This is a genomic window from Streptomyces lasiicapitis (assembly GCF_014646335.1).
GTDB classification, from domain to species: Bacteria; Actinomycetota; Actinomycetes; order Streptomycetales; family Streptomycetaceae; genus Streptomyces; species Streptomyces lasiicapitis.
Window position 1 is genome coordinate 320,518 of sequence record NZ_BMNG01000011.1, and the last position, 10,291, is coordinate 330,808.

Genomic DNA, 10,291 nt, shown 5'->3' on the forward strand with positions numbered 1-10,291 from the left:
GCGTCAGATCAGGTGTGCGTCGGCGCTGGTGCGCGTCAGAGCTGGTTGGCGTGCTTGGTGATGTCGGCCGCGAAGGTCGACACCTCGGTGTAGACACCGGGGAACTTCGGGCGGGCACAGCCGTTGCCCCAGCTCACGATGCCGACCTGGATGTAGGCACCGGCCTCGTCCTTGCGGAACATGGGGCCACCGGAGTCGCCCTGGCAGGTGTCGACGCCACCCACGTTGAGCTTGCCGGCGCATATCTCCTCGCCGGGGATGATGTCGCCGCTGTACGCGGACTGGCAGGCGGCGTCGCTGACGAACGGGACCGTGGCCTTGAGCAGGTAGCGCTGCTGCGCGCCGCCCTCGCGGTCGGCACCCCAGCCGGCGACGGTGAAGTCGCCGTTGTTGTACTTCGTCGTGGTGGCGATCTTCAGCGTGGGCTGGTTGATCTTCTTGGCGAGCTTGATGAGCGCCCAGTCCTTGCCCTTGCCGTTGTAGCCGGGGGCCTGCAGGACCTTGGTGGACTTGACCTTGATGGCGCTGGAGCTCTGCAGGTCCACCACGCCGCCGGTGGCGGTGATCGAGGTGTTGTTGCCGGAGCCGTCGACACAGTGCGCGGCGGTCAGCACGACGTCCTGCTTGAGCAGGGAGCCACCACAGCCCATCGAAAGCCGGACCATGAACGGGAATTCACCCTGCTTGGCCTTCACGCCGCCGACGACGCGCTCGCCCGGGTTCGGGCCGGGGTGCGGGGCCGCCTGGGCGGCGACGGGCTGCAGGCTGGCGACGCCGAGGGCGATCGCCCCGAGGGCTGCGGCTCTCTTGGCTCCACGGAACTTCGTCTTCAACTTCTGCTCCTTCATGGGAGTGGTGGGGGGTTGCGCACGCGACGGGCCCCTGCCGGCGCACTCCGGAGCGCTGCCCCGGAGCACTGACTGGCATGAGCCCGCCAAGCGTTGTTGGATTATGAGGAGGCCCGCTCACGGGCGACAAGGGGCGGTTTTCGGCCAGCCGTCGGCGTGGGGGCTGGTAAGCGGTGCGCACAACCCCCGTACAGTGGGGACGAATTGGACTGCGGCCAGGGGGTGACGGCGTGGCGGACGGCGGCCCCGTCGAGCACGGCTACCCACACCTGGAGACGGTGCACGCGGCCATCACCGCGCTCTACCGACGGCTCTCGTACGACACCGTCCACACCTTCGACACCAGCGTCGCCCCGGCCGACGTGGCCTTCTGCGACCAGGACGATCTGCACCTGGGCGTACAGCGCGTTGCCCGCGAGATGGTGCGGCACCTGCGCCTGCCGGACGCCCGCATGATCGTGTCGTTCCGCGAGATGGAGCACGCGGCGTACGTCGAACTGGCCGCGGGCCCCGAGTACTTCATCGAGCTCAACGACCGGTTCCGCACCCACCGCAGGGACATCGGCGCGGCCCTCGCGCACGAGGTGATGCATGTCTATCTGCACCGCCTCGACCTGGCGTTCCCCGGCACGCGCGCCAACGAGATCCTGACCGACACGGCGACGACGTACCTGGGCGCGGGCTGGCTGCTCCTGGACGCCTACCGCGAGGACCGTGCCTCCTCGCAGAAGCTCGGCTATCTGACGCCGGAGGAGTTCGGTTACGTCCTCGCCAAGCGGGCCCTCGCGTTCGGCGAGGCACCCGAGACGTGGTTCACCAGCCCGCAGGCGTACACGGCGTATACGAAAGGCCTCGCGCGCGCCCGCCAGGACGAACAGCAGCCCCCGCTGACGGCGGCGGGCTGGGCGGGCCGACGCCGCTACGCCAAGGACCGCCGGTACGCCCAGGACCACGGCACGGCAACGGGCCCGCGCCCGACCGGCCCCTACTCCTTCTCACACTCCGACGGCACGGGCCCCCTGCGGGTGTCCTTCCCCTGCCCGACCTGCCACCAGCGCATCCGGGTACCGGCACGGGGCCGCATGAGGGCGCGGTGCGGGTTGTGCGGGACGGTTTTGGAGTGCGATACGTGAGCCGTAGCGGCACATCCAGCGAAGCGCCTAGCTCCAGTGCGCGGGACGCGCAAGCCGCGGCGGCAGCCGAGTCCCCTCGTCGCCACGGGCGGCGTTCACCTGCGTCTGGGTGACAAAGACGGCCCCAGTGAGGTCCGCCCCACGCAGATCCGTGTCACGCAAATCCGCCCCGATGAGCTCGGCGCCCCGCAGATCAGCCCCGCGCAGATCGGCACCGATGAGATAACTACCCCGCAGATTCGCCCCGCGAAGGTCGGCGCCCTTGAGCCGGGCCCCGATGAGGTCGGCGCCGCGCCGGTCGCGCTTGCCCTTGCCGTGCGGCGCGCGCACCAACTCGCCGACGCGCAGCAGCAGGACGTTGACCTCCTGGCGGCGAGCGGCGACGTCGAGGGCCGCGATGTCCTGCGGGGTGCCGTCCGCGAGCCGCGCGACGTTTTCGAGGGCGCGGCGCAGCTCGCCGCGCATTCCCTTGGCCGCGGGCAGCTCCACGGCTTCGCTCAAGTACCAGAGCAGTTCGTGGAGTTGGCGTACGACGGGGAAGACGGCGAACATCTCGCGCGCCCGGTCGGGATCGTCCCGCCAGCCCTGGCCGTCGTAGGTCTCCTGGGTGACCTTCTGGCCCGCGCCGAAGCAGTCGTAGACGGTGCAGCCGCTGTACCCGCGCTGCCGCAGATCGCGGTGGATGCCGCAGCGGTGGTCCTGCTTGAGGTTGCCGCAGGGTTCACCGACGCGCTTGTCGACGGCGAAGTCCGACGAGGCGGTGAAGGCGAGGGCCACACAGCACAGCCCCGCACAACTCCCGCAATCGGCCCGCAACTCCGCCGTCACATCACCCTCCGCGCCCCGCACGGCCGGACCGTTCCGGCCCGGCCGCCCTACTTGTCTGTGTACGTCCAGCCGGGCTCACGCAGCCGCGCTGCGGCCCCTGCCGCCACGCCGGCCACGTCCGCCGCGGCTCCGTGCCGCGCCGCCCGTGCCGTTGGCGCCTGCGCCGCCGGTGCGCGCGCCGCTGCCGCCGCGCGAACCGCCGCCGCGGGAACCGCCGGACGGGGCCTTGCGCTGGGCCACGACCTGCACGGGCGGGGCCACGACGACCGGCACGCCGGAGGGCTCGCGCGCCCCGGTGATCGTCACCAGTTCCGCGGAGGACGAGCGGACCGCGACGGCCTCGGGCTTGATGCCCGCGTCCGACATCAGGCGGGCCACCTCGCGCTTCTCGTCGGGCAGGACGAGCGTGACGACACGGCCGGACTCCCCCGCGCGGGCGGTGCGGCCGCCGCGGTGCAGGTAGTCCTTGTGGTCGGCGGGCGGGTCGACGTTCACGACCAGGTCGAGGTCGTCGACGTGGATGCCGCGGGCGGCCACGTTGGTGGCGACGAGCGCGGTGACCTCGCCGCTCTTGAACTGCTCCAGGGTGCGGTTGCGCTGCGGCTGCGAGCGGCCGCCGTGCAGCCCGGAGGCGCGCACACCGTTGGCGAGGAGGCGCTTGGTGAAGCGGTCCACGGCGCGCTTGGTGTGCAGGAACAGGATGACGTTGCCCTCGCGTGCGGCGATGCGCAGGGCGACGGCCTTCTTGTCCGTCTCGTCGGCGACGTAGAGGACGTGGTGCTCCATCGTGCTGACCGCGCCCGCGGAGGGGTCGACGGAGTGCACGACGGGGTCGCTGAGGTAGCCGCGGACGAGCCGGTCCACGTTCCGGTCGAGGGTGGCGGAGAACAGCATCGTCTGGCCCCCCGCCTCCACCTGCCCGAGCAGCGCGGTGACCTGGGGCAGGAAGCCCATGTCGGCCATCTGGTCGGCCTCGTCGAGGACGGTGACGCGGACCTGGCCGAGCGCGCAGTCGCCGCGTTCGATGAGGTCCTTGAGGCGGCCGGGGGTGGCCACGAGGACCTCGACGCCGCGGCGCAGCGTGGCGGACTGCTTGTTGATGGACATGCCGCCGACGACGGCGGCGACGCGCAGGTTCACGGAGGTGGCGTACGGCGCCAGCGCGTCGGTGACCTGCTGCGCGAGCTCACGCGTGGGGACCAGGACGAGGGCAAGGGGCTTGCCGGGCTCGGCGCGGCGGCCGGCGGTGCGGCCGAGGACGGCCAGGCCGAAGGCGAGGGTCTTGCCGGAGCCGGTGCGGCCGCGGCCGAGTACGTCACGTCCCGCGAGGGAGTTCGGCAGGGTGGCGCCCTGGATCGGGAAGGGCGTGGTGACGCCCTGCGCGGCGAGGGTCTTGAGCAGCGCCTCGGGCATGTCGAGGTCGCCGAACGCCTCGACGGCGGGCAGTGCGGGGGTGGTGCTCTCGGGCAGCGCGAAGTCGGCGGGCGCCGTGCGTGCCGGGGCGGGGCGGGAGGTCTTGCGGCCGCCTCGGCCGCCGCCGTTCACCGGCCGCTTCCCGGCGTTCCTGCCGGAGTCGGCTGTGCCCTGGCCCTGGCCCTGGCTCCCCTGCTTACGGGGTGCCGAGCCCGACGTGCCGCTGGTGGCCGAGCCTGCCGTGCGGGGGTTCGATGAGCGCCGGCGGGCGGGGCGCGCGGGACGGTCGGGGCGATTCATGGGGCAAGCCTTCCTGGCCGGTGACAGCACACAAGCCGGGACCCGCACCGTGGTGGTGCGGGCCCCGGCTGCGAGGTTCGCGAGAAGCGACGATCAGGCGGGAACGATGTTCTCGGCCTGAAGGCCCTTCTGGCCCTGGGTCACCTCGAAGGAGACCTTCTGACCCTCGACGAGCTCACGGAAGCCGGAGCTGGCGATGTTCGAGTAGTGGGCGAAGACGTCGGGGCCGCCGCCGTCCTGCTCGATGAAGCCGAAGCCCTTTTCCGAGTTGAACCACTTCACGGTTCCAGTTGCCATGTCAATCTCCTCAACAGGGGCAGATTAAGGAGAGCCACGGAATTGTGGTCCTCCCAGCGCTGCAAGGACCCCCATCCGGAGAGACCGGGGTCCGGCCCGTTGTATTGAGCCGGAAAAACAAAATAATGCGCCCTCGGAAGCATCCCGTCAGGCGCACATAAAGTTCATGGGTACCAAAACTGCAACGATCGATTCTAACATGCGCCCGGTTCCCGGCAACGGGGGCCTGGTGGGAACCGGGTCACACCTCTTCTTCGCGCGTCTGCGCGCGCCTCATTCCGCGTGTTCAGCGTGTGCCACCGCCCGCCGCGGCAGTGCCAGGCACAGCACCGCGCAGAGCGCGAACCCGGCGACCACCCACGGCATGGCCGCGCCGAGGGCGTCCGTGAGCCCCGTCGGTGTACCGGACGGGCCGTGCTCACCGGCCGCAGGGCCCGAGGGTACATGGTTGAAGAAGACCGTCCCGATGGCCGCCGCGCCGAGGGCGCCGCCGAACTGCTGGGCCGTGGAGAAGATGCCGGACGCCCCGCCCGCGATGTCGGCGGGCACGGCCGAGAGGACCACGTTCACCAGCGGCACGACCAGGAAGCCGAGCCCCGCGCCCGCCACCAGGAGCCCCGGCACCAGCGGCCAGGCCCCGGTGTGCGCGTCGCTCGCGTCGGCCACCGCCGACCACACCCAGGCGAAGCCGCCCGCCATCATCAGCGACCCGGCGGCGAGCACGAGCCGCCCGAAGCGCGCGGCGAGCCCGTCCGCGGCGGGCGCGGTCAGGAAGCCGCCGACGGAGAAGGCGACGGTGACGAGTCCGGCCTGCATCGGCGTGTAGCCCTCGCTGCTCTGCAGCCAGATCGCGAAGACCAGGAAGAAGCCCTGCATGCCGACGGAGAACAGGAGTTGCACCAGGACGCCCACGGAGAACGCGGGCAGCTTGAAGGCGCGTACGGGCAGCAGCGGCACGATCTTGTGCGAGCGGCGGCGCCCCTCGACCACGCCGAGCCCGGCGAGCGCGGCCACCCCGGCGCCCAGGCACACCCAGCCCCACACCGGCCAGCCGTTGGCGCGGCCCTGCACCAGCGGCAGCACGACGGCGACGAGCGCACCGGCGAGGACCAGGCTGCCGAGTACGTCGGGCCGCCCGGCGGAGCGCTCGCGTGTGGCGGGCACGAGGACGATCCCGGCGACGAAGGTGGCGACGGCCACGGGGATGTTCACCAGGAACACCGAGCGCCAGCCCCAGCCGAACAGGTCGGCGTCGGTGAGCAGGCCGCCGAGGAGCAGCCCGATCGCGGCCGCGAACCCGGCCACGGCCCCGTACATCCCGAAGGCCGTGCCGCGCTCCTTGCCCCGGAACAGCGTGCGGAAGGAGCCGAGCACCTGCGGCATCAGCAGGGCGGCCATGACGCCCTGCACGGCGCGCGCCGCCACCAGCTGTCCCGGTGACTGCGCGATCCCGCACGCCAGGCTGGCCAGGCCGAAGCCCGCGGTGCCCGCGAGGAAGAGGACCTTGCGGCCGTAGCGGTCGCCGAGGTGTCCGGCGACGATCAGGGTGGCGGCGAAGCCCAGCAGATAGGCGGAGACGATCCACTGCAGCGCGCTCTCGGACGCGCCGAGGTCCCGCCCGATCGACGGGATCGCGACGTTCACGATCGTCACGTCGAGCAGGTCCATGAGGGCGGCGACCATCATCACGGCGGCGGCCGCCCAGCGCCGCGGGTGCGGGGCGCCGGTGGCGGCGCCGTCGGCCGGCGGGGTGGTCAGGGTGGCGGTCATGTCGGCTCCAGGGCTCCTCGGATCGTGCGGTGGGGTGGGCGGTGGGCCTCTGATTTATTTCGTTCGGCCTAACGAAAGACTTGCACAGGGCGAGCCGTGATCACAAGTCTTTCGTTCGACCGAACGAACTTCTTGCTAGGCTCACCCCATGCCGAAGAGCCGCACGCCCCAGGAGCCGTCGGAGCCGGAGCGGGAGTCCGGGCGGGAGTCCGGCCAGGGGGTGCCGCGGGATCCGGAGCGCGCCGACGTCGTGGCGCGCCTGTCCGCCGCGGGCCGGGCCAACAGCGCGGTCACCGTGATGTTCCACTCGGCCGTCGCCGCCCGGCAGGGCCTGAACGCCACCGAGAGCAAGACGCTCGACCTGCTCATGCGGAAGGGCCCGCTCACCGCCAAGGACCTCGCCACCGAGACCGCCCTCGCGCCCGCGTCCGTGACGGGCCTCGTCGACCGCCTGGAGTCCAAGGGCTACGTACGCCGCGTGAAGCACCCCACGGACAAGCGGCGCGTCCTGGTGGAGATCCGCATGGAGAAGATGGCGGGCATGGCGGAGGTCTTCGCGGACTGGGCGCACGAAGTCGAGGAACTCTGCGAGGAGTTCACCGTCGAGGAGCTGGAGACGGTCATCCGCTTCCTGAACGGGGCGGCGGAACGCCAGCGCGGGGCGGCGGCGCGGCTTTCGCAGTAGGGGCACCTTCCCCCGGGAGCCCCCTCCGCCCCCACCGTATTGACGACGCGTCAAATAACCTTCGTACGCGCCTTCCTCCTTCACGCGGCCGTCGTTACCGTCCCACCCGATCCCGACCAAACAATCGCTTGGTCGGGCGGCGACGGTACGGAAAGGGCGGCCCCATGCACAGCAGCACTCGTACGCGCACACGCGCCCGTACGGCGGCGGCCGCGGCCGCGGTCCTCGCGCTCGTCCTGGGCGCGGCGCCCGCGGCGACGGCCCACGCCGCACCGGCGGCACCCCACCCCTCGTACGCCACCACGGCGGAAGCGCCCCGGCAGATCCCGCTGCAGGGCGCGGTCAACGTCCGTGACGTGGGCGGGTACCGCACCTACGACGGCGAGCGGGTCCGGCACGGCAAGGTGTTCCGGGCGGACGCGCTGGCCAAGCTCACGGACGCGGACGTCGCCAAGGTGGCCGGGCTCGGTCTGCGGAAGGTGGTGGACTTCCGGGTCGCGGAGGAGGTCGGGTACGACGGCCCGGACCGGCTGCCCGCAGGTCTCGCCGTGACGCCGCGGCCGGTCACCGACAACGGCCTGTTCCGGCAGCTCATGACCGTGATCGGCTCCCGGGACCCGGTCAAGCAGGAGGAGATGCTGGGCGGCGGGAGGGCCGAGGCGTTCATGCGGGACGTGTACCGCACGTTCGTCACCGACGCCACGGACCGTACGCAGTTCGGGGCGACGCTGCGCGACATCGCGGCCGGCGGAGCCTCCGCGCCGCTGCTCTACCACTGCACGTCGGGCAAGGACCGCACCGGCTGGACGACGTACGTGCTCCTGCGCGCCGTGGGCGTGCCCGAACGCACCGCCGTGCAGGACTACTTGGCGTCCAACACCTTCCGCGCCGCGTACGACGCGAAGCTGCGCGAGACGCTCAAGCAGACCGGGATGATGCAGAACCCCGACCTGCTGATCCCGCTCCAGGAGGTCCGCACCGACTACCTGGACGCGGCGCTGGCCGAGGTGGAGCAGAGGTACGGGAGCTTCGGCGGGTACCTGACGAAGGGACTGGGCCTGGACGCGGGCGCGCTGCTCAAGCTGCGCCGTGCGATGGTGAGTTGACGGAACGTCACCCGGTGGACGGCAGCGGCACGATCCCGCGCTCACGCGCCGCCGCCAGCCACTGCGGGAACTCACCGACCAACCGGTCGTACAGGGCGTCGTCGGACAGCCTGCGCGGGTTCTTCCCGGCGTGGAAGAACCCGGCGTTGTCGACGGCGCGCCTGTCCGGGACGGCGAGTTCGTCGAGCCGCCGCAGATAGTCGAACTGCCGGCTCTTCGGGTTGCCGAACCCGACGAACTGCCAGAACAGCGGCAGCTTGGCGGCCTTGCACAGATAGCGCTCGGCGGCGGCCCTGCTCTGCGGCGCGCCGTCGGTCTGGAAGACGACGAGCGCGGGCGCGTCCGCGCCGCTGTCCAGATAGTGGTCGATCACCGCGTCCATCGCCGCGTGGTAGTTGGTCTGCCCCATGTGGCCGAGCCCGGCGACGAGTTCGTCGATGCGGCCGTGGTGGCGGTCCAGTTCGATGTCGGCGACGGCGTCCACGTCCGTGGAGAAGAAGACGACCGGTACGACGCCGTCGTCGTCCAGATGCGCGGAGAGGCCGAGCACGCGGTCGGCGAGCGCCTGCACGGTGCCGTCGGTGAAGTACGGCCGCATGGACCCGGAGTGGTCGACGACCAGGTAGACGGCGGCGCGCTCCCCCTCCAGACCGTGCGCCCGCAGCCGCGCTCCGGCCGCCTTGTAGAGACTGACCAGCGCGGGCGCCGCCGCCTGCACCTTCTCCAGACTGATGGCCGCGCCCATCAGCGGGTGAGGAAGTCGACGGCGAGACGCCGGTATTCGGCGGCCTTCTCGACGTACGCCAGGTGTCCGCAGCGCGGGAACACGTGCAGGCGGGCGTCGGGCATCGCCTTGAGCGCGACGAACGCGCCGTCGACCGGGTTGACCCGGTCCTCGCGTCCCCACGTCAGGAGCGTGGGGTGCGCGATCCGGTGGGCCTCGCGCCACAGCATGGCGCCCTGCGGCCACTTGGCCATGGCGGCGCCGACGCGCTGCGCGCCGAGCCGGGCCTCGAGGTCGACGGCCTGCGCGTACCGCTCCTCGACGAGCTCGTCGGTCACGAACTCCGGATCGTGTACGAGGGAGGCGAGGAAGGCCCGCACGTGCTGCCGCGTCGGTTCCGGGGCGAGGTTGAAGTCGATGAGCCGTTTGACGCCCTCGGTCGGCTCGGCGGTGAACAGGTTCAGGGCGAGGCCCGCGGGTGCGGTCAGGAGGAGTCGGTCGACCTTGTCCGGGTGGTCGAGTGCCATGCGTACGCAGGTGCCGCCACCGAGGGACGCGCCCGCGAAGTGGGCCTTCTCGACGCCGAGTTCGTCGAGGAGCCCCGCGACGGCGTCCGCGCCGAAGGAGAAGAAGTCCTTGTCCAACTCGGGCTTGCCGGACCGCCCGAACCCGGGCTGGTCGACAAGAATCGTACGAAACCGCGCAGCGAAGCTGCCCAACCCCGCCCCATAGGCCGACCAGGCACTGGCCCCCGGCCCACCCCCGTGCAACATGACAAGCACCGGCGCATCCGGCTCCCCGGGCCCGGCCTCGTGGTAGTGCAGCCCAACGCCCGCACCTCGCCCGACCCGAGAGGTCCCCTCATAGGTAACCGGCGGCACGCCCACCGCCGACCCCTCGACCCACACACCATCCACATCCATCACCCCACCATGCTCCCCCACCCACCACGCCCCCCGACCACCCACCCCCACAGCTGCCGCACACACCACCCGGCAAAGCCGGCCCCCGGCCGAAGCCGAGACGCCCCGCCCCCGCCCCAGCCGGAACGGCGACGCCTCAACCCCAGCCCCCACCAACCGGAACGGCAAGAAACGGCAGGCAGGGAATCAGCCCGTCCGGCGCTTGAGGACGAGCACGCAGCGCGACCGACGCCCACCCCCGGCAACGTACAGACACACCCCCCC

At 71.8% G+C, this 10,291-nt stretch carries 10 protein-coding genes; 3 read left to right on the forward strand and 7 right to left on the reverse strand.

Annotated features, from left to right (window positions below):
* Nucleotides 1–35 precede the first annotated feature (35 nt).
* Nucleotides 36–848 (reverse strand): S1 family peptidase, encoded by an 813-nt coding sequence (locus IEY91_RS25020; protein ID WP_164325878.1) that lies wholly within the window; start codon nt 846–848, stop codon nt 36–38.
* Nucleotides 849–1,078: 230 nt separating this feature from the next.
* Here IEY91_RS25020 and IEY91_RS25025 point away from each other — a divergent pair, with 230 nt between their 5' ends.
* A complete protein-coding gene (locus IEY91_RS25025; protein WP_189175772.1) occupies nt 1,079–1,981 on the forward strand; it encodes a hypothetical protein in 903 nt (300 codons plus the stop codon).
* A 27-nt stretch (nt 1,982–2,008) separates the two neighbouring features.
* Here the strand turns inward: IEY91_RS25025 and IEY91_RS25030 are convergent, their stop codons facing one another.
* From IEY91_RS25030 to IEY91_RS25045, 4 genes are all read right to left on the reverse strand, one after another.
* A complete protein-coding gene (locus IEY91_RS25030) occupies nt 2,009–2,830 on the reverse strand; it encodes a pentapeptide repeat-containing protein (protein WP_189175773.1) in 822 nt (273 codons plus the stop codon).
* A gap of 54 nt (nt 2,831–2,884) precedes the next feature.
* The gene (locus tag IEY91_RS25035) at nt 2,885–4,522 is read right to left on the reverse strand and encodes a DEAD/DEAH box helicase (protein ID WP_164325876.1); all 1,638 of its coding nucleotides are present in this window, start codon (nt 4,520–4,522) and stop codon (nt 2,885–2,887) included.
* 93 nt (nt 4,523–4,615) lie between these two features.
* Nucleotides 4,616–4,819 carry a cold-shock protein gene (locus tag IEY91_RS25040; RefSeq protein ID WP_055556530.1) on the reverse strand — a complete coding sequence of 68 codons (204 nt, stop codon included), beginning with the start codon at nt 4,817–4,819 and terminating at the stop codon, nt 4,616–4,618.
* Nucleotides 4,820–5,092: 273 nt separating this feature from the next.
* Nucleotides 5,093–6,589, reverse strand: coding sequence for an MFS transporter (locus IEY91_RS25045; RefSeq protein ID WP_189175774.1), 1,497 nt, complete (start codon nt 6,587–6,589; stop codon nt 5,093–5,095).
* Nucleotides 6,590–6,737: 148 nt separating this feature from the next.
* On the opposite strand from IEY91_RS25045, the gene IEY91_RS25050 reads away from it, so the two are divergent.
* Nucleotides 6,738–7,274: a MarR family winged helix-turn-helix transcriptional regulator gene (locus IEY91_RS25050; RefSeq protein WP_189175775.1), complete on the forward strand. Its 537-nt coding sequence runs from the start codon at nt 6,738–6,740 to the stop codon at nt 7,272–7,274.
* A gap of 164 nt (nt 7,275–7,438) precedes the next feature.
* Nucleotides 7,439–8,380, forward strand: a complete 942-nt coding sequence (locus tag IEY91_RS25055; RefSeq protein WP_189175776.1) for a tyrosine-protein phosphatase — start codon at nt 7,439–7,441, stop codon at nt 8,378–8,380.
* A gap of 7 nt (nt 8,381–8,387) precedes the next feature.
* Here the strand turns inward: IEY91_RS25055 and IEY91_RS25060 are convergent, their stop codons facing one another.
* Together IEY91_RS25060 and IEY91_RS25065 are read right to left on the reverse strand one after the other, a co-directional pair.
* Nucleotides 8,388–9,125 (reverse strand): vWA domain-containing protein, encoded by a 738-nt coding sequence (locus IEY91_RS25060; protein ID WP_189175777.1) that lies wholly within the window; start codon nt 9,123–9,125, stop codon nt 8,388–8,390.
* Nucleotides 9,125–10,027, reverse strand: a complete 903-nt coding sequence (locus tag IEY91_RS25065; RefSeq protein ID WP_189175778.1) for an alpha/beta fold hydrolase — start codon at nt 10,025–10,027, stop codon at nt 9,125–9,127. The genes IEY91_RS25060 and IEY91_RS25065 overlap by 1 nt, the downstream gene beginning before the upstream one ends.
* Nucleotides 10,028–10,291: the final 264 nt, after the last annotated feature.